The sequence below is a fragment of the Salinirubellus salinus genome (assembly GCF_025231485.1).
GTDB classification, from domain to species: domain Archaea; phylum Halobacteriota; class Halobacteria; order Halobacteriales; family Haloarculaceae; genus Salinirubellus; species Salinirubellus salinus.
The window spans coordinates 2084722-2104168 of record NZ_CP104003.1 but is presented as its reverse complement, the minus strand read 5'-3'; the positions used below and the strand labels follow the sequence as shown (position 1 = coordinate 2104168).

The following is a 19447-nucleotide window of genomic DNA, read 5'->3' as shown; positions in this document are numbered from 1 at the left end:
CCTCTGGGCGTGGTCAAGCTCGAAATTTTTATCAACGCGCTCTTCCCCCGTCCAGATTGTAGAACTGATTGAATTACTGTGGCCGAGGATGATTGTCGTGACATCGTGGTCGAGGAAATAGTCGGTGGTCTGAATAATTAACCAAATCAAGAGGTCGGATGCCGGTAGTGTTTGAATATCGTCTCCACTCAACCCAGCGTCGCTATGCACGTCATCAGGTAATGAGTGTAGTCGATTACGAACAGGACACACTTGATAATCTCTTTAACACGCTCGTAGACCTACGATATGATTCAGTAAAAATGGGTCCACGTTGCTGCCTCCTGCTGCTCCACAACTGCTCGGTCGTGTAACTCGGCTCCTGAGCATGCCGAAGTCTAGCCCGTGAAGGCTACTGACGCTCCCGCCCCACGCGAAGTGGGGCCCGATGCTCTGGATGTCGTTCTACGCACTCGCCCTGTCGTACTGATTATTGACCGCGGCACACCCGAACGGGCATCGCCCCAGCGAGTGCATTCCTACGATGAAGAACGTGGGTAATCCTGAACTCACGGGGTGAACTGCCCATAGCACCACTGCAGCCAAACGGAACGGCTCCTGAGGACAGTGTTCTGCCGTGTCGCAAGTGCAACGGCACCAACAGTGCAGGGACAGTGACCACGAATCACTGCGGTTCCGCGATGGGTCGGTCGGGATCTTCGGTGACACCATCTGGCGTGTACTGAATCGCTCCAGGGCCCTTCTGATTCTGGACGACTGTTCCACTCAGATGTAGAGTGTACGCCCCACCGAGATCTGCGGTAATTCGGCCGTTCCGCGACTGCAAGGTCGCACCGTCTACGAAGATGTCACCAACGGATTCGAGAGCGATGTCGCTTTTATCGGCGCTGAGTAGAGCGTTCGAGGCGATGAGCTCGCCTCCGCCCGAAACAGTCGCTGAAAGGGTGATGCCTTGATTCGTCGCGTCGATATTCGCCCCTGAGACATCGACCCGTTTCCCGGAGATATCGACTGTCGATTTCGAGGCACTGAGTAGAGCGCCCGAGGCGACGAGCTCGCCATCGGTCGCAGCGAGGGTGATGCCCCGATTGGTCGCGTCGATATTCGCTCCCGAGACATCGACTCGTTTTCCGGAGACGTCTACCGTCGACTTCGAGGCACTTAGCTGAGCGCCCGAGGCGATGAGCTCATCGCCATTCGCGGTAAGGGTAATACCGTCGTTCTGGCCGTTGATGCTCGCCCCCGAGACATCGACACGCGTCCCGGAGATATCTACACTCGATTTTTTCGCTTCGATACGACTGTCCAGCAGGACTTCTCCTGCCGTCGCCTCAAGTGTGACGGCCTTATTGGTTGAGGAGAAATCAACCTCGCTCGTGATACTCCGTGCTCGGATGGAGACTGGATCGTTCCTCTGCTCCAGTTCGCCAACGGCCTCCGGGATGACGAGATTCACCGACGTGTTATCGAAGTCGTAGAGCTGGCTCGTGGCAATCGTTCGCTCGTTAGCGTCCAGGGCACCGTCGTCGTCGGCATCGTCGAAGGCCTGGGCCGGATTCCCGACCACAGGTTCGCCGCCCGGCAGGTCACCCTCTCCGACATTTGTGACGGTGATGTTGATTACGTCGCCTCCCCCGCCGCCGAGCGCATACACCGAGACCGTCCCGTTCGCTAGCGCTTCGAACGTCGTTTGCGTCGCCCCTGCGTCGTTGGTCGTGCTATCGGGTGGAGCGATCGTCCCGACACTCGAGTTATTGACGACGTACTCCACGTCGAGGTCTTCAACGGCAGGGTCGCTCTGAGCGGTCAGCGTCACCTGTCCGTCGTCGTCTGCACCTGCGTCGAAGGTGAAGTCATCACCGCCGTTCGGCGCGGTCCACGTCACGTCGATAGGCCCGCCGTCACCGTTCGGACTGGTTACGGGGTCGACGTCGAAGACAACCTCGCGCTCGTCGCCTCCGCCCGGAATCCTGAAGCTGAGCGTCCCCGTCCCAGAGAAATCGTAGCTGACTCGGCCGTCACTGTCGGTCTCCTTGACGGTCTGTTGGACGCCGTTTGTCGAGACTGTCACTTCGACGCCTGATTTCGGATTGTTGTATGTATCACGGACCTCGACGGTGAAGCGGTCTCCCGACCGCCCCACGTCCGTGATGTATCGCGGCGTAGTCTGGGCTTGCTGTTCGAGGCCGACTTTTGCCATCCGGAGGTCATACGTCGCCGATTCATCGAGCGTCACGGTGAGCACCCCGTCCGCGACAGTTACCGACTCAACGTGGTCTTCATCGTTGAGCGCATCCTCCCAAGCCGCCTCTCCGAGCGTGGTGGGTGCGGTGATTGTGATCGGACCGCCCGCTGCTTCGAGGGTGACCCTTCTGGTTTCGGGACTGGCAGCTTCTGGACTGATCGTGACCGGGCGGTTTCTCGATGTGGAGAACTCTCCCGTGAGGCCGATAAGCGTGATATCGGTCCCCCGGACCAGCCGCTGGGGTGCCAGCATACGGGTCTTCTCTTCTGCAAACGAATTGTAGACGAGCGTGGACTCATAGACCGTTGTCGGAGCGGCCCGATAGCGATTATAATTGGGCTCATATTCGAGGACCCCAGTCTCGATACTCCTCGAATCGCCGTTCCAGTAATCGCCCGTCTCGGTGTCCCCGACTGATTGTGCGTTCACAATCGTGACCGGCCTGTCGAATTGCGTCGCGCTCAAGCGACCAGACGGAGGTGGTGGATTGCGGAAGAAGGTCCGCGGCTGATAGCGAGTTCCCAGATCGACACCGATCGACCGGGCCTCTCCCGTCGACGCCGCATCAAGAATCGCGTTCCGAACTGCCGACATGTCGTCTTGAACCTCGAGATTGTGGCTGAACTCGACCTGTTGGTTATCCTGTGGGACGACCTGTGCCTGATACAGGGAGACGGCTATGATGAGGAAGGCGAACAACACGAGTGCGCCGATCACATTGGCGGCGGCTCGTGAGTCCGTGACTGAGGTGAATCTGTCTGGGGCCATCTACTGACCGACCTCCCGGGATCGAAGCGCTTGTTTCGGCCGCAGACCCGCGCGTAGGTCTGCCGGACTGACGTGGGCATATACTATCCAGTCGAGTATGAGGAGGTGGTCCAGAAAATACGGCTCAACCCGCTGGACTTCCGCCCAGAGGCCACTCCAGACGGCACAGACGAGCACGAATGTGCCGACGATTGCTGGGGAGAGCGCGATGAAACGGGTGTGCCACACTGACGGCGTCTCGGCGAAGTTGAGATCAAGCCGTAGCGGAACGACCGAGACCAGGTCGACGGAGACAGGAGAGACCAGGCGTGCCGCGATGACGTGCGTGAGCTCGTGCAAAACCAGCATCAGAAGCGGGAGCAGAATGATGCCGATGAGGGGACCGGAACCCATTGCCTAAATTTTCGGAGGGCCGTATAAATACTCTCCGGCGAGTGATTTTCTCAATCGTGTCCGATGGCGACTGGATATTGTCGGCGATCGTAGCCGAAGTTGTCCTTTGCGAGCGTGGCAGTGGGACTCATGGTGCCAGGGTCGCACGTGCGGCCACTCGCATCGGCACCCCGCTGTGGGCGACCCTCTTTGCCACAAATCAACTCATACTCGTAGTGGCCATGGGCTGAGGGTTCTGACTCGCCGCAGGGGTCTTGATGACGCTGTCCCTGCCCGTTATCGGACTGGGTGAGCAGAGCGATCGCAAATAGCGCGTACGGCTGCGCGGTCAACCTCTATCGTCCCTCTCACGTGTCCTGTTCTCCCAGATTTCGGGGGCTGATTCCCCCACCCCTCCTGGATCATCGGCCTGAAGGGTGCCCCTCATGCTACCCCTCGATTTTGCTGAATGAATATCCATTCAGCAAAATCGGGACCGCGTATCGCTTACCTACCACCGATGAGAGGTCCGGTGGCGCAACTCGGCTACTGAAGTGGCTACAAACCGGATCGAGCAGCCATCAGTGTGGCCCGGGTAGACGGCGATACAACCGACTCTCTTGGCTCCCAGTCGTGGATAGGGGATGAGGCCTGCCTGGGTCCACCTCGGCCTCGTCTTCACCGTGCATGTCGACGCGTTCAGAGGAATGGGGATGTGCTCTCCTAGAGAAAGCCTCGTAGACGCAAACTGTTCACCACTCTAATGTCTCCTCCCCAGTCTGATACCCGAAGAGCACCAGCTCGAAAATCCAAACTCGATTTTAATCCGGATTCGCGGGCTTTTCAGGCCCTCTGCGGCGATCAGGCCAGTTCCGAACGACGATTCGACTCCGGGAGGTTGTCTGTGTAAATCGTGCTTGGGACGGACAAAACGATGCGCGGCATGCGGCGATAAGCAGCAGTAGAAGCGCCCAAATGCGCGTCAGGCCCCGATACCGGAATCGTCGACCGATGACTGCAAGGGCGGATTCGACCCCTCTGAGCATCCAAACACGGTTGCAGTATGGCGGTTTTGGCCTTTGGCCGCGTCGACTGGCGCTCATCTCGCGCTGAAACCAGATCCAACGAAAACCAGAATTCGGGGGATGTAGCGTTTCTCGACCGTGATTCCGTCTCGACGCCTCACTGGCCATCTGTCGCTCCACCCTTCGTTTCGGCCCAATCCAAACACCGCTTAGACACCGTACCTCCCGGATAAAAACGCAGTTTGGAAGATCTGGAGGGCTCGACTGCCTCGATAGGCCTTCGACTACATGCTTCCAGACCGCCTGTACAGCTCATCTTTTAGCCGGTCACAGATCCACATCAGCTAGTGACCCAGGTGACCTCCTCCTCGCCGTAAACGGCGAGGCTTCCCACGTCCGCACCGCAACGCTGGGTTGGGATATTTACTGGTTGACGACTCGTCGGCATGACGAGTCGATGGCGGGGCCACACCGCCGTTACTCCTATCCCCGGCAGGGGGACTCGGAGTTATCTTGACCGAGACACCACAGCGGTTCGAGAGGGTGTCTCGAACGTACTGGTTCTCGGAGTCCCGATATTGTGCATTTAGGTGGCGGTGAAACCGCCTCGGTGTACGTCATACTACCGTTCGATGTTACTTAAATATCCGTTTTAGCGTCAGAGCATGGGTCGTCGAAGAATTGTCGGATTCACGCCCGCGGTAAACGGCGGGATTCTCCCCTCGAAGAAAGATAGCCTGTCCGGTCGCAGCCATCTTGTCGTACTCGGCAGGCGTAGCTTCGGCAAGTCGCTGTTGATGTGATCGACCTCGATCGAATCCGCCAACTCTTCGGCGGTAAGCCCGAGTGAGACGTGGTCAAGAAGCTGGTCGACTCTTCTGGTACGCTGAGAGGCGGCACGGATGGGACCCTCCGCTCACGAACCAGACTCAGGACTCAGGGTCGTCGGGTGACGGCTGATTCCGGTCACGCTCCGTCACGTCCGGAGACAGGGGACGCTCACGTTCGGGTGGTGCTGGCGGGACGAGGACTGCACGCATCCCGGCGACGACCGCGGACTCAGCAGCTGCAGGTCGGAGCGCGGCGATAAGGCTCTCAGCGGTCCGCCCAAGCAGAGATGCCTGCCAGCGCGGCCTGAACCACGATATGAATCGGTCGAGGATAGCGATAATCGGCCCGACCGTCCAGGTCTTTCGGAGGTCGATGACGACCACATCCGGGTCCGGTTCGGCGGTTAGCCACCGGTAGCCAAACGATGCCTGGACGAACGTCTGGAAGCGCCTGAGGAGTCGGGCAGTGATCGACCCCTCGCTGGCTCGCGAAGGCGCCTTTGAGACACGCCGAAAAGCCCGGATGGCCTTCGAGCGGTCAGTCACTTCGCTTTCGGACAGCTCGGTGAGTCCCAGTAGGTTGGCGACCCACGATTTGGCGAGAACTCGACGACGGCCGTCTTCGCTCATCGCTCGATGCTGGTCACGTTCCCGGTTACCCGGACTGTCCCCAAGTCGAACGTGACGGTCCGACCTACCGTGAGTGGCCGGGCGTGGAAGCGCAACCCATTATCGGTTCGGCGGGTCGTGAGATCGAGGGTGAGTGTGACGTCCTCCAGCACCGGGTGATTGCGGGCGAAAATCTCCCCCGACTCGCTCTCGAGGACGACCGTTGCATTCGCACGCTCGACCTCGGTGACCGTCGCGAGCGTTCGGTTACCAAGTCGCTCAGCGGTCCCGGCGTCAAGTTCGGCGGCGACCGCTGGATCCACCGACTCGAGGTCAACAGTGACAGTCGTGGTGGTCGCTTCACCGGGAGGTACGCTCGACCCCAGACCGACCACCGTGCCCGTCACATCGTAGGAGGTGGTCCGGAAGGGAATGGACTGACCGAGAGACAGCGTTTGTCCCCCGAAACGTCGCTCGCCGTTCCGGACCACTGTCTCGAGTTCGAGACCGAGTGAGAGGAATCGGCGCGAGTCATCCGGCGTCGGATAGGCCCGAACGTCGACGACGCGGCCGACAGATCCGCCGTTGACGCGGTAGGTGTCTCCGACACTCACCGATGCGGCGACGCTGTTCTGGACTGTGGTCTCTATTCGGACCGCTGTAGTCTCAGTGGTGAGTCCTGTATCACCGACCGCGACAATTGAACCGGTCAGGTTGTAGGAGGCGGTCCGGAACGGGACGGTAGTGCCGATAGAGACGGTTCGCCCGGCAAATTGGTCACTTCCCTCGACGCGAGCAGTCTCGATATCGAGAGCGAGCGAGAGGCGGTACCGACTCGGGTCGGCCGTCGGGGCGACCCGGACGTCCGTAATCGTTGCGAGAGCCTGCCCATCGATGCGGTAGGCATCACCCTCCTTTACCGCCATTGCCACGTCGGCCGGCACGGTCGTCTCCACCCGGACTGGTGTCGTACTGGTGTTCAGTGTCTCGCCGCCCGCGTCCAGCGAGACGACGGTCCCGTTGGTCTCGTACTCGGCTCCCGTGATTGCGAGCGTCGACCCAACCGGGAGCGGTCGGTCAGCGTACGTGAACCGCTGCCCCGGGCCGTCTTCCCGCTCGGCGAGTGCGCCCTCGATCTCGACACGTGCGTAAACGGTGGCTGTTCCCGGCTCGCTTGCGCCACTGACTGACAGGTCGGTCACGGTAACGTTGCCTGCCTGCGGTCCTGCCGACGAGCGGTCACCGACCGAGAGTTGCTGCGCGACATACACCGGTTGCTCGCCCAGTTCGACCGTGGCGTAGCGAGTCGCAGGTTCACTCTCGCTACCGAATCCGCCGACCACCGCGACGCCAGCTACCAGTAACGAGACGAACAGCAGAACAGCCAGCGCATCAACGACGTTGACGATACCGAACAACCGGCCGTCATCGTCTAATAACTGCATCTACGTTCGGTCCCGGACGCCTGAGGCAAAACCCCTTCCATTCAGCGTACGGGTCCCCGTTTTTCCGGGCTCAGTGGTGATGATGTCCGTGGGCGTGGGTGTGCCACCCCATCCCGGGCGCGAAGTGGTAGTTCGCCTCGGAATCCCCAATCACGACCGTGAGCGCGCTGACGGTCCCCTCGCTGTCGTCGGTCTCCAGCGAATCGATGTTCTCGTTCCGTTCGAGCGCCTCGAACTCCTCGCGTGTCAGTGGCCGGTCCGGCAGCAGGTCGGTGAACGCCATACCCCCTCGTTGCGGCTCGCGACGATAACGACACCGGCATCGAATGGCACTAGCGACGGTTCAGTCCCCGCCGTCGCCACCGTCCGCCGCTGCTACCTCACCACTCGCCACGGCCCGCTGCCGTTTCGCCAACCGACGCCGCCCTCGAACACCCGCTTGCACGGCCGCGTAGACGGCGATGGCGACGAGGACGATGGTCCCGCCGGCGGCCACGTCGTACCAGTACGACAGCGTCACGCCGGCGACGGTGGTGAACAGCCCGGCCGCGACGGCCGCCGTGATGGAGCGCTTGAACCCACGGACGGGCGTGCTCGCGGCCACCGGGATGACGAGCATCGCGGCGACGAGGATGACGCCCATGATCTGCATCGCGCCGACGACGACCACCGCGGTGAGCACCGCGAGCAACTGGTTGTAGCGCGTGACGCGCAACCCGGCCGCCCGCGCGCCCACCTCGTCGAAGGTGACGTAGAGCAGCGGCCGGTACGCGACGGCGACTCCGAGCGTGACGATGACGCTCAGGACGAGCAGGAGGGCGGCGTTCGCCCGCGAGACGGTCGCGAGCGAGCCGAACAGGTAGGCGCTGATACCGACGGCGATGCCGCCGTCGGTCGCCGTAATCAGGACGCTTCCCACGGCGAACGAACCCGTCAGCACGATGGCGAGCGAGGTGTCCCGATAGGCGCCGGCGTAGTCGACGAGCGTCTGGACGAGCAGCGCGGCGACGGCCGCGACGACGAGCGCCGTCAGTAGCGGGGGGACCGTCGTGGCGAACACGCTGTTGACGAACAGGCCGGCGGCGACGCCCGCGAACGCCGAGTGCGCGAGCGTGTCACCGATCATCGCCATCTCGCGGTGGACGAGGAAACTCCCCACCAGCGGGCCGATGAGCGCGATACAGACGGCCGCGAGGTACGCCCGCTGCATGAACGGCGAGCCGAGCATCTCGACGCCGGTGAGCGCCGCCAGCACGTCCATCGCGGTCCCCCAGAGGTCGTCGAGGACGACGCTCACGGCCCGGTCGAGCGCGCCGGCCAGCTGGAGTACGAAGCCTGCAACGACGGGGAGTGCGAGTGCCGACATGGTCAGTGCTCGTGGTGCATGATCGACTGGGCGCCGCCGTAGGCGGCCGACAGCGCGTCGGTCTCGACGAACGTCTCGGGGTCGCCGTGGAAGAACAGCTCGCGGTTGAGACAGGCCACCTCCGAGGCGTGGGTCGTGACGATGCCGATGTCGTGTTCGATGAGGATGACGGTCATGCCCTCGTCGTTCAGGTCGTGCAGCAGGTCGTAGAACGCCTCGCGTGACTCGGCGTCGACGCCCACCGTGGGTTCGTCGAGCGCGAGCAGGTCGGCCTCGGCGGCGAGCGCGCGGGCGATGAAGACGCGCTGGCGCTGGCCGCCAGAGAGCCGCCCCACCCGACGGTCCGCGAGGTCAGAGATGCCGACGCGCTCCATCGCCGCCGCGATGGCTTCGCGGTCGGCCGCCGAGAACCGGCCGACGAGTCGGTGGGGATACCGACCCATGCGGACGACCTCCGCGACGGTCACCGGCATCTCGCCTTTCGTCTCGGCCACGTCCTGCGGGACGAAGCCGACGCGCTCGCGCTCGTCAGAGGCGTGCGCAGGCTGGCCGAACAGCGTGACCGACCCCTCGTCGGGTCGCTGCAGGCCGATCATCAACTCGAGCAGCGTCGTCTTTCCCGAGCCGTTCGGCCCGACGAGCCCGAGGAACTCACCCTCACTCACCTCGAGCGAGACGCCCTCGACGACCGGCCGCTCACCGTAGGCGAACGTGACGTCCTCGACACTGATGGCGGCCGGCATACTATACGCCGAGTGCGCGCTCGAGGGTAGGAAGGTTTACGTTCTCCATCACCTCGACGTACCCCCACCCCTCCGACTCCCACTCGTCGGTCAGCCCGGGCATCGCGGTCAGCGGCAACACCGCCTCGGCTTCGGTCTCCGCGACGAGTTGCTCGGCGGCCCGCTGTGACTCGAGCGGGTCGGCACAAATGTAGCGCAGCCCGTGGTCCTCGATGACCGCCTGAGCGCGCTCGATGTCGCGTGGCGTGGGCCGGTCGTCCGGCGAGACGTTCGTGAGCGCCTCGACCTCGACGCCGTAGCGCTCGCCGAAGTACTGGAACGAGTCGTGGCCGGCGACGAGGATGGTCTCCGTGGTGGCGTCGGCGACCGTCGCCTCGATGCGCTCGTGGAGCCCGTCCAATCGGTCGCGGAACGCCGCGGCGTTCTCCTCGTAGGTGGCCGCGTTCTCGCTGTCGAGGTCTGCCAGCGCCGCTTCGACGGTGTCGACCCCGGTCTTCACTCGCAGCGGGTCCATCCAGAAGTGCGGGTCCATCCCCGACCCGTGGTCGTGGCCGTCCTCCTCGTCGTGCTCATCCTCGTCGTGGTGCTCTTCGGTGTGTTCCTCGTCGTGGTGTTCTTCCTCGGTATGCTCGTCGTCGTGGTGTTCTTCGGTGTGTTCCTCGTCGTGGTGTTCTTCGGTGTGTTCCTCGTCGTGGTGTTCTTCGGTGTGTTCCTCGTCGTGGTGTTCTTCGGTGTGTTCCTCGTCGTGGTGTTCTTCCTCGTCATGTTCGCCATCGTGGTCGTGCTCCTCGCCCGGCGCCAGCAGGTCCACCTCGCTGCTCACGTCGACGGTCACGACCTCCGAGCCGTCGGCCTCGAGGTCCGTCCGGATGGTGTCGAGCCACGGCTGGAACCCGGTCATCCCGTGGACCAGCAGGTCCGCGTCGCCGATGGCCTCGCGGACTCTTGGCCCCGGCTCCCAGCCGTGGCCGTGCTGGCCGACCGGGACGAGGAGGTCAGCCGTCGCTGCGCCGCCCGCGACTTGCGCGGTGATGTCGCCGAAGACGAAGAACGACGACTGGGCAGTCAGGCCGTCGGCCCCCGCCTCCGAGTCAGCCCCGGGCGCGTCTCCACTGCCGAGACAGCCAGCGAGCAGTCCAGCGCCTGCCGCTCCAGCCGACGTGACGAGCCGCCGTCGAGTGAGTTCCATCTCTGGTTAACAATATTGGGTGCTAGAATAATAACTTTGGCTTTCTTCGACTCGGCTGTTAACAACGCCTGCCGGAGCGCGATGGGCGTCGCTCACGGGGTCGTGACGTGAATCGGAGGACACTGCGGCCGTCGGGCTTCGCTCACGAGCGTCGACGGACAGGAGCCGGCACAGAACGCAGTGACGGGACGCTCAGTCCGCGCGCAACAGGTCTCGGACGCTCGCCTCGACGGTTTCGGCCGGCTCCCACCCCAGCGCCGCCTCGATACGACTCGTCTCGACGCCGAACTCGTCGACCAGCGTCTCGGCGCTCCGGGGGTTCGCCACCAGCGAGACGTCGACGTCCAGTCCTCGCTCCTCGCGGGCCACGCGCTGGACCAGCTCTGCGACGGCCATCACGCTCGGGTCCTCCTCGCTCGCGATCTCGAACTCGCGTGCGCCCGGCTCGGTCTCCTCCAGCAGTGCCTCGACGCTCAGACAGAACGCGTTCGCGACGTCCTTGACGTGGACGAAGTTCCGCGACTGGCTCCCCGGTTCGTACACCGTGAGCGGCTCGCCCGCGAGCGCCCGGTTGACGAAGAAGTTAATGACGGTGTTCTTCGACACCTCCCGGCCGTCGATTTCGTGGGCGCCGTAGAGGTTCGAGATCATGAACAGGTGAGCCGGGAACGACCCCTCGGCCATCGTCCGAATCGCCTGCTCGCCGAGCACCTTCGTCTCGCCGTACCAGTTCAGCGGGTCCCGGGCCATCTCGACGGTGATGGGGAACGAGTCGGGGTCGCCGATGACGGCCATCGAGAACGGGAACGCCAGCGGCGTCTCCGTCTTCTCGCAGAACCACGCGACGTTGTTCGTCCCGACGACGTTCACCTCGTAGGCGAGGTCCGGCTTCGTATCGCAGTCGTCCACGCCCGAGACCGCCGCCAGGTGCAACACCACGTCGCTCCCCACGAGTGCTTCCTCCAGCCGGTCACGATTCCGGATGTCGACGTGCTGGACCGTCACGTCGCCGTTCTGCCGGACGTCGCCGAGGTAGAAGTTGTCCAGCGCGACGAGTTCCCAGTCGGGGTGGTCGCGCTGGAGCTGGTGGACCACCCGGCTGCCGATGTAGCCCGCCGCCCCCGTCACCGCGACCTGCGGTGACTCGGATTCCGAGTTACTCATATCATCCACTCCGTTTGGTTCGTTATCACTCTGGTGTTCGAGACGAGCAGGTCACCTCACGCCACGAGTCACGAGTCGACCGAAGCCGATTTGTGCCTCTCTCGAACATTCATACTCGAATGTCGGCTTCCCGGCGCCTGCACCTCCCTCTGCTCCCTCGGTGGGCCCGCTATGCCGCGGCGGCGCTCGTCTTCACCGCTGTCACCGTCGGCTCAGTTACCGGCGATGCGCCTCCACCGCCTCCGGGATTCGGCGACTTCTTCGACAAGTACCTCCACTTCGCCGCGTACGCGGGGCTCGCACTCGCGCTCGCCTACGCCACCGCCCACTGGCGCGATGCGCCCTACCGACGGGCGGCCATCGTCTTCACCGTCGCCGTGGGCTACGGCCTCCTGATGGAGTTCGTCCAAGCGCCCATCCCGAACCGCTACTTCAGCCTCGCGGACGCGCTGGCGAACGCGCTGGGCGCATCGCTCGTCGTGGTCTGGTTCCTCGTCGAACGGCGGATCCGGTACCAGCGGCGGTGGCCCTCCGGCAAGCCGGAGTGAGCGCCTGCCTCGGCGTGGCGACGACCGACCCGCGACCACCTACGACCGGACCGCGTCGCCCGCCGAGTCAGAGGAACGCGGGCAGGACGAGGACCATCACGACGTTGATGACACCGTGTGTGAGCATGCTGGCCACCACGTTGCGACTCCAGACGTACACGCCGACGAGGACGACGGTGAAGACCGCCTGTGGAATCGCCCCCACGAGCCCCCACGCCGGGTAGTGAACGGCGAGAAAGACGACGCCGCTGATGGCTGCGCCGACCCAGAGGTGCCCCGTCAACTCGGTCAGTCGTTCGATCGGATACCCGCGCCACAGGATTTCCTCGACGACGACGGCCGTCCCCACGATGGCGAGCTGTATCGGGAGGGAGAGCCGGCTGATCGCCGACAGCGTCTCCGGCTGGTCGAGGTTCAGCGTGACGACGGCGACGCCAGTGACGAGCAGCCCGAGGACGACCGCGCCGAGTCCAGCACCGAGCCCGACGGCCACCTCCGTTCGGGTCGGCAGCCGGAGACCGATCGACGCCACCCCCCGCCCCTCCCAGTAGACGACGAGACCGAGAAGTACGCCGACCAGTAGCCAGCTACCGAGCGAGTTGGCCAGCATCGAACTGGCAGTCGAGGACTCGATCCATCCCGGCAGGTCGATCTGTCCGAGGAGTGGCCCACCGAACAACGAGAGGAACAGCCCGACGACGACAGCGACCGACACACCCGAACGCGAGTCGTGCTGTACCTCACTAGCGGTCGAGGACATGCCGAGATAGTGTATGTGTATTCACATATAACGGTCCCGTCGTTCCCTCCCGCCGAGAACACGAGTGGGGGTCGGGAGTCGAAGCGCCGCCACGGCTGGCCTCGCCACTCGAGCGTGGCGCGGCGGGACGAGTGTGCCGTGGCGAACCGATACGAGTTCTACAGTCGTCGGTCAGAATCGTCTCGTCGGTCTCGTCAGTCCCCGCTCACGGTCCCGGCGCGCTCCACCTCGGCCGAGTGCTTCGGGGGCCGACTCAGCAGGTCTTGGAGGTGTGCGTCCACGCTGTCGACCCCCCTCTCGTCGCTGCTGGGCGTCACCCGCACCAGTTCGCCCTCGCGGTACTCTGCCAGCGCGACGGCCGGGAGCGTCCGCACCTGCTCGACCGGCGCGTCGAGTGCGGTGTGTCCGACCCCGCGCTCCTCGAAGCCCGGCCCGAGGTCGCGGTCTCGCCGGTCGGCCCAGTCCTCGAACGTCTCGAGGCGCTCGTGGACGGTCCGCTCGTGGCTTCCGAGCAGTCGCTCGCGGTCGGTCGGCACGGTCGCGGGCCACGTCTCCACCTCGAGCGTGTCGAGTCGGCCGTCGGTCGCCAGCCACTCCAGTCGACGGACGACCCGCCCCTGCGGCCCGTCGGGGACCCGTGCCAGGGAGCGGACCCAGCACTCCACGCGCCGTTCCGTCTCGGTTATCGGTGAGGTGGGCATACCTGTCTCTGTCGCTCAGAGGGCTACAAAAACGGTGGCTCGTTCCCGCGTCATGAGAACGAGTGTCAGAACGTCGGCGTCTCCGTCACGCCCCCCTCCCCGCGGAACCGCGCCGCCAGATCACGGACCCCCTCGGCGACGGTCCACTCCGTCTCGTAGCCCGTCTCGTCCAGGCGGTCGAAGTTCACGTGATACGACGGCCCCGGATGCTCGTCCTCCAGATACGTGACGTCCACCGGCCCCACCTCGTCGCGGACCAGTTCGGCGATATCGGCGATCTGGAAGTTGCCCGCCTCGCTCCCGACGTTGTACGCGTCGGCCGTCCAGTCATCCGGTGAGAGCGCAGCCTCCCGGTACGCTCGCGCGGCGTCACGGACGTGGACGAACGGGCGCCAGTTCGACCCGTCGCCGTAGACGGTCAGCGCGCGGTCGGTGAGCGCCCGGAAGACGAAGTAGTTCACCACGAGGTTGAAGCGGACTCCGGGGGCGTCGCCGTAGACGGTCGACATCCGCAGCGAGGTGCCGGTCATGTCGTGGCTCGCGCAGTACTCCCGGACGAGGTCCTCCGACGCCAGTTTGGATTCGGCGTAGGGATTGATGGGGTCGGGGTCGACCGTCTCGTCGATGTCCGTGGAGGTGGCCCGGCCGTAGACGTTACACGAGGAGGCGAACACCACGCGGTCGACGTCGAGTTTTCCGGCCGCCTTGAGGACGTTCTCGGTCCCGTCGTAGTTGACGCCGAAGGTCTCCTCGCGGCGGTCGTGGGTGGTCGAGGCGCCCGTGATGGCCGCGAGGTGGACGACGGTGTCCACGCCGCGGATGGCGCTCTCGACGTCGCCGTACTCGCGCACGTCGCCACGCCGGAAGCGGATGCCGTCCTCGCCGAGCGTCCCCATCAGCGAGCGTGGGGAGCCAGAGTCGAGCGAGTCGAGGACGCGGACGGTGTCCACGCGCTCGTCCGCGAGGAGTTCGGGTATCAGGACGCTCCCGATGTAGCCACACCCGCCCGTGACGAGGACGTCCGTGTCGGTCATACACGCGAGTGGACGGGTGGCCGGTAAGTGGTTTCGGGGCGACGCTTAGTCGCTCGATTCGGTTCGGAGGAGGCCATCGAGACGCTCGAGCTCGAACAGCTCCCACGACTCGTCGATGGCTGCCTCGGCCCCGTCGGTGAAGCCGGACCGAGAGAACAACGCGAACTGTTCGGTCCGATCGGGAGGCCCCCAGCGGACGGCCGAGGCCTTCGCTCGCAGCGACTCGACCAGTGCTGGCCCGACCGGTTCGTTCGTCCACTTGCACTCCCCGAAGAGGATACGGTCGTCTTCCGGCGAGAGACCGACGACGTCGATCTCCTCCTCCCCGTACCACCACGTCCCGACGGCCCCGTACGGACCGAGTGTCCCGTCCCGAACCGCCGCCCAGACGGCCTCCTGACAGACTCGCTCGAACGTCTCGGCAGCGTGGTCTGCCAGGTTCGGCGCTATCGTCTGCCCGTAGACTGCATCCGGTGCGGCCTCGATGCTCGAGCGGTTCGGACCGACGAACCGGAACCAGAACCGGAGGAACTCGTCGGCGACCCGGTATCGCGAACGCTTCGAAGACTGGCCCAGTGCCGTCACCGGAACGACCCGCTCGACCAGTCGCAGCTGTCGCAACGTCTGCAGGTACTTCGAGAGCGGACCCGTCTCGACACCAGTCGCCCCCGCGATGTCGTTCGGTGTCGTTCGCCCCGAAGCGATCGCTTCGAGGATGCTCATGTATCTGGCCGGATTGCGGAGTTCCGAACGGAGCAAGAACTCTGGCTCGTTGTAGAGCACCGCCGTCGGCGTGAGGACCTGCTCACGGACGTTCGTCTCCAGCGACTGGTCGTAATCGAAGAGCGTCAGGTAGAGCGGTGTCCCCCCCGTGACCGAGAACGAAGTGAGCGCGGCTTCGAACGGGTAGTCGATGGCTTCGAGGGCCTCGCTGAAGCCGAACGGCTGGAGGTCGAACTGTGCCGTCCGGCGTCCATAGAGTGGGCTGTCGTGGCCGAGAACCTCCGACTCCATCACGCTGATACTTGAGCCACACAGGACGAGCATCGAGTCCGTCTTCGCCAACTGCTCGTCGACGAACCCCTGGAGGTACGACGGGACCGAGTCGTTCTCCTCAACCAGATAGGGGAACTCGTCGATCGCGACGACCGTGGGATCGCCAGTCTCGACCAGGCGCTCACCCAGATAGTCGAACGCGTCGTCCCAGCCCGTTAGCGCCGGCAACCGGTCGCCGAAGTGCGTCGCAATCCGCTCGACGAACTTCTCTCGTTGTCGTTGCTCTGCCTCTTGGGCTGCGAGGTAGTAGACACCGTCGCGGTCGGCGAGGAACCGCTTGAGCAACTCGGTCTTCCCGACACGGCGCCGTCCGTACAGTACGACCACGTCGTGTCCGGGCTCGTCGAACGCCCGTTCGAGTGCGGCGAGTTCCTCCTCCCGGTCGTAGAAGGCCATTATCTGGATAATCATTATCGCGATAATGGTTAACCGTTCCGCCGACTGGGAAGGTGAATCTAGTGTACTTCTCCTATCAGTGTACCCGCTGGACGAGTTCGAGGTTGCCGTCCGTGAACGTCGCCTCGTAGGCGTACCACCCGTCGTCGATGGACCGGTGGAACTCGATGGTCCCGTGGTACTCCGTATCCGTCCAGCCCAGATGGACGGTTCGCAGACTTCCAGCGAGACGCTGCAGAGCGCTCTCGAACCCGCCGATTTCCTCGTCGTACAGCGGGCGCTCCGCTTCGGGTACCTCCTCGGTACGCGTCCGCTCGTAGTAGAGCTGTCCCCCCATCGTGATTTTGTAGTTCTCCATCGCCGGGGGGTACAGCGACTTCGTCTGCCACGTCACGGCGGTGGGGTCGCCCTCGAAGCCCGGGAGAGTGATGTCGAGGCCGTCCTCGATTCGGAGGCGGTCGAACAGTCCCATCCGTGGTCGTTCGCCCGGCTCGATATGGGCTTTCCTCACCACTGCCACTGCTTCACGGGCCTCCTCGGCGAACAGTTATTATGCAGAAGATAATATTATCGCGTGCATAATGAACTTCGTCGACCGCGAGGCTGAAGTTGACTGGCTCGCCGACCGCCTCACCAGCGGGGAGCGCCAACTCCTCGTCCTCTACGGTCGGCGTCGCGTCGGCAAGACGGCGCTCGTCACTCGAGCACTCTCGACGCTCGACCAGCCGAGCCTCTACTTCCTCTGCGACGAGCGCGGGACAGAGGCGAACGCGCAGCGCTTCGCGGCGGCGTGTGCCGACGCCCTCGACGACGTCGAACCGGCCGTCGACGGGTTCGAAGACGCGTTTCGCTACCTCGCGAACCGAGTCGATGGCCCGTTCGTCGTCGCCATCGACGAGTTCTCCTACCTGGTCTCGGCCGACGAGACCGTGCCGTCGGTGTTCCAGGGCGTGTTCGACGAGACGCTCGCCGGGACCGACGTCTCGCTGGTCCTGTTCGGGTCGTCCATCTCGATGATGGAGGAGGGGACACTCAGTTACGAGAGCCCGCTCTACGGCCGGCGGACGGGCCAGTGGCGGCTGGAACCGTTCGGTTTCGGTGCGGCCCGGCAGTTCGTCCCGGGATACGATACACGCGACCAGATACGGACGTACGCGGTGTTCGGGGGGATGCCCGCGTATCTCGAACAGCTTGATCCGTCGGCGTCACTGCTCGCGAACGCCGAGCGCCGCGTACTCACCAAGGGGTCGTTCCTCTACGAGGAGCCGGAGTTCCTCCTGCGGCAGGAACTCCACGAGCCGGCGACGTACATGGCCATCCTGGAGGCGGTCTCGGCTGGTTCGACCCGCGTGACCGAGATCGCCAACGAGATCGACCGCCCGGCGAGCAGTCTCTCGCGCTACCTACAGAATCTCTCACGACTCGCTCTGCTCGAGAAGGAGACACCGGTCACCGACCCCGAGGGGCGCAGAGTCTATCGTATCGCCGACGACTTCCTCCGGTTCTGGTTCCGGTTCGTCTCGCCGAATCGGGCCCAGCTCGAGCGCGGCGCGACCGACGCCGTCCTCGACGTGGTCCGAGAGGGGCTCCCGACGCACACGATCTGGACCTTCGAGGCCGTCTGCCGGGAGGCCGTCTCGACCGACAGCTTCCCCGTCGAGTGTTCGCGCGTCGGCCGGTGGTGGTACGGTGAGGACGAGGTCGACGTGGTGGGCCTGAACGAGGGGACGGAGACGCTCCTGCTCGGTGAGTGCAAGTGGACGAACGACCCCGTCGGTCCGGGTCTGTTGCGCTCGCTCGAGGCCACCGAACCTGAGGTCGGATGGCGCGGGGACGACCGGGCGGTGACCTACGCGCTCTTCTCGAAAGCCGGATTCACCGACGATCTTGCTGCGCTGGCGGACGAGCGAGACGACCTGCTCCTCTACGACGTAGAGGACGTGGCGGCGGCCTTCGACTGACCGACCGCTGGCTTACTCCTCGGCGTCCTCTTTCAGCACGTCCGGCAGGAAGCGGTCCTCGTGGCTCGTGATCGTCTCCTCGTACCGCGTGAGCGTCTCGAGGATGTCACGCACCCCTTCGGCGAACGTCTGGGACTGCCCGCCCACGAGGTCCATGTAGCGCTCGTTCTCGATCTCCATCTGGTGGGTCTCGTCCTCGTCACGGGGGTTCTCGACGTGCGTGACGTCGACGTCGAGGCCCAGCTCCTCGCCGACCTCCTGGATGGTCTCGGCCATCTCGACGATGGCGATGGGGCGGGTGACCTGGTTGTAGACGACGTGGTCGCTCGGCCGGTCGTCGGGGTCGCCGACGGCGAGGCGGGCGAGGCCCTCGACGGCGTCCTCGAGCGAGATGAACGGCTTTCGCTGCTCGCCCTTGCCGTAGACCGTGAGCGGGTAGCCAGCGACCGCCTGCGCGGCGAAGCGGTGGGCGACGACGCCGAAGTAGTAGTCGAAGTCGAACCGCGTCTTCAGCCGGTCGTCTGGGCGGGTCTCCTCCGTCTCGGTGCCGTAGACGATGGCGGTCCGCACGTCCGAGATGGGGATGTCGAACTGCTTGTGCGCGAGTCGTAAATTGGCGGCATCATGACACTTGGTTTGATGATACCACGAACCGGCCATCGCGGGGAACGGCACGTCGTCGCGCTCGCCCTGGTTCTCCATCGTCGCGCCGCCCTCGGGGATGGGGAACTCCGGTGCCCCGTAGACCCCTGTCGTCGTGGTCTCGATGAGGTGCGTGTCGGCCATGTCGTTCTCCGCGAGGCCGAACGCCAGATTGCGCGTCGCCTGCATGTTATTGTGCTGGGTGTAGTTCGCGCGCTCGCCGTTCAGGTTCGAGTAGGGTGCGCTCGGCTGCGCGGCGGTGTGGACCACGGCGGAGGGCTCGTGGACCTGCAGCAACTGGTCGACCGCGGCGCGGTCGGTCAGGTCCGCCTCGACGAACGAGAGGTTGCGGAGCCCGTGGACCTCCGCGGCGGCCGCGAGGCGCTCCTCGGGCCACGAGATGGGCGTGGCGCTTGTCGCACCGACCTCCTCGACCCACTCGCGGCGGGCGAAGTTGTCCACGAGAACGACGCGCTCGTCCGTTCGGTCCGCGATGCGCAGGGCGGTCGGCCACCCGAGGTAGCCGTCGCCGCCAGTGACGATGATGCTCATCGGTTACTCAGACTGTGAGTAACTACCGCCAAGTAGTTTGT

17 protein-coding genes are annotated in these 19447 nt (G+C 64.4%); 2 read left to right on the top strand and 15 right to left on the bottom strand.

Features of this window, described 5'->3' with window-relative positions:
* Positions 1–664: 664 nt before the first annotated feature.
* The 9 genes from N0B31_RS11325 to N0B31_RS11285 form a co-directional block, all read right to left on the bottom strand.
* Entirely contained in the window at positions 665–3013 is a 2349-nt protein-coding gene (locus N0B31_RS11325; protein ID WP_260591737.1) for a hypothetical protein, read from the bottom strand.
* On the bottom strand, positions 3014–3406 hold the full coding sequence (locus N0B31_RS11320; RefSeq protein ID WP_260591736.1) for a hypothetical protein: 393 nt from the start codon (positions 3404–3406) through the stop codon (positions 3014–3016).
* 1933 nt (positions 3407–5339) lie between these two features.
* On the bottom strand, positions 5340–5870 hold the full coding sequence (locus N0B31_RS11315; RefSeq protein ID WP_260591735.1) for a hypothetical protein: 531 nt from the start codon (positions 5868–5870) through the stop codon (positions 5340–5342).
* On the bottom strand, positions 5867–7294 hold the full coding sequence (locus N0B31_RS11310) for a DUF4330 family protein (RefSeq protein ID WP_260591734.1): 1428 nt from the start codon (positions 7292–7294) through the stop codon (positions 5867–5869). The genes N0B31_RS11315 and N0B31_RS11310 overlap by 4 nt, the downstream gene beginning before the upstream one ends.
* Before the next feature lie 70 nt (positions 7295–7364).
* Positions 7365–7577, bottom strand: a complete 213-nt coding sequence (locus tag N0B31_RS11305) for a DUF7964 domain-containing protein (RefSeq protein ID WP_260591733.1) — start codon at positions 7575–7577, stop codon at positions 7365–7367.
* Positions 7578–7637: 60 nt separating this feature from the next.
* Complete coding sequence (locus tag N0B31_RS11300) at positions 7638–8660, bottom strand: metal ABC transporter permease (protein ID WP_260591732.1); 1023 nt, start codon at positions 8658–8660, stop codon at positions 7638–7640.
* Between the two features lie 2 nt (positions 8661–8662).
* Positions 8663–9403: a metal ABC transporter ATP-binding protein gene (locus tag N0B31_RS11295; RefSeq protein ID WP_260591731.1), complete on the bottom strand. Its 741-nt coding sequence runs from the start codon at positions 9401–9403 to the stop codon at positions 8663–8665.
* Between the two features lies 1 nt (position 9404).
* Positions 9405–10592: a metal ABC transporter substrate-binding protein gene (locus N0B31_RS11290; RefSeq protein WP_260591730.1), complete on the bottom strand. Its 1188-nt coding sequence runs from the start codon at positions 10590–10592 to the stop codon at positions 9405–9407.
* 192 nt (positions 10593–10784) lie between these two features.
* Positions 10785–11756 carry an NAD-dependent epimerase/dehydratase family protein gene (locus tag N0B31_RS11285; RefSeq protein WP_260591729.1) on the bottom strand — a complete coding sequence of 324 codons (972 nt, stop codon included), beginning with the start codon at positions 11754–11756 and terminating at the stop codon, positions 10785–10787.
* Positions 11757–11875: 119 nt separating this feature from the next.
* On the opposite strand from N0B31_RS11285, the gene N0B31_RS11280 reads away from it, so the two are divergent.
* Positions 11876–12304 carry a VanZ family protein gene (locus N0B31_RS11280; RefSeq protein WP_260591728.1) on the top strand — a complete coding sequence of 143 codons (429 nt, stop codon included), beginning with the start codon at positions 11876–11878 and terminating at the stop codon, positions 12302–12304.
* Between the two features lie 67 nt (positions 12305–12371).
* Here N0B31_RS11280 and N0B31_RS11275 read toward each other — a convergent pair whose 3' ends face one another.
* The 5 genes from N0B31_RS11275 to N0B31_RS11255 all read right to left on the bottom strand — a co-directional run bounded on the left by N0B31_RS11275 (position 12372) and on the right by N0B31_RS11255 (position 16723).
* Positions 12372–13064 (bottom strand): CPBP family intramembrane glutamic endopeptidase, encoded by a 693-nt coding sequence (locus N0B31_RS11275; protein WP_260591727.1) that lies wholly within the window; start codon positions 13062–13064, stop codon positions 12372–12374.
* Positions 13065–13258: 194 nt separating this feature from the next.
* On the bottom strand, positions 13259–13765 hold the full coding sequence (locus N0B31_RS11270; RefSeq protein WP_260591726.1) for an HTH domain-containing protein: 507 nt from the start codon (positions 13763–13765) through the stop codon (positions 13259–13261).
* Positions 13766–13830: 65 nt separating this feature from the next.
* On the bottom strand, positions 13831–14799 hold the full coding sequence (locus N0B31_RS11265; protein WP_260591725.1) for an NAD-dependent epimerase/dehydratase family protein: 969 nt from the start codon (positions 14797–14799) through the stop codon (positions 13831–13833).
* Positions 14800–14844: 45 nt separating this feature from the next.
* On the bottom strand, positions 14845–16251 hold the full coding sequence (locus N0B31_RS11260) for an ATP-binding protein (protein ID WP_260591724.1): 1407 nt from the start codon (positions 16249–16251) through the stop codon (positions 14845–14847).
* Positions 16252–16327: 76 nt separating this feature from the next.
* A complete protein-coding gene (locus N0B31_RS11255; RefSeq protein ID WP_260591723.1) occupies positions 16328–16723 on the bottom strand; it encodes a hypothetical protein in 396 nt (131 codons plus the stop codon).
* A 109-nt stretch (positions 16724–16832) separates the two neighbouring features.
* Between N0B31_RS11255 and N0B31_RS11250 the strand changes: the two genes are divergently transcribed.
* On the top strand, positions 16833–18212 hold the full coding sequence (locus N0B31_RS11250) for an ATP-binding protein (protein WP_260591722.1): 1380 nt from the start codon (positions 16833–16835) through the stop codon (positions 18210–18212).
* A 12-nt stretch (positions 18213–18224) separates the two neighbouring features.
* On the opposite strand, the gene N0B31_RS11245 is transcribed toward N0B31_RS11250, so the two are convergent.
* Entirely contained in the window at positions 18225–19406 is a 1182-nt protein-coding gene (locus N0B31_RS11245; protein WP_260591721.1) for an NAD-dependent epimerase/dehydratase family protein, read from the bottom strand.
* Positions 19407–19447: the final 41 nt, after the last annotated feature.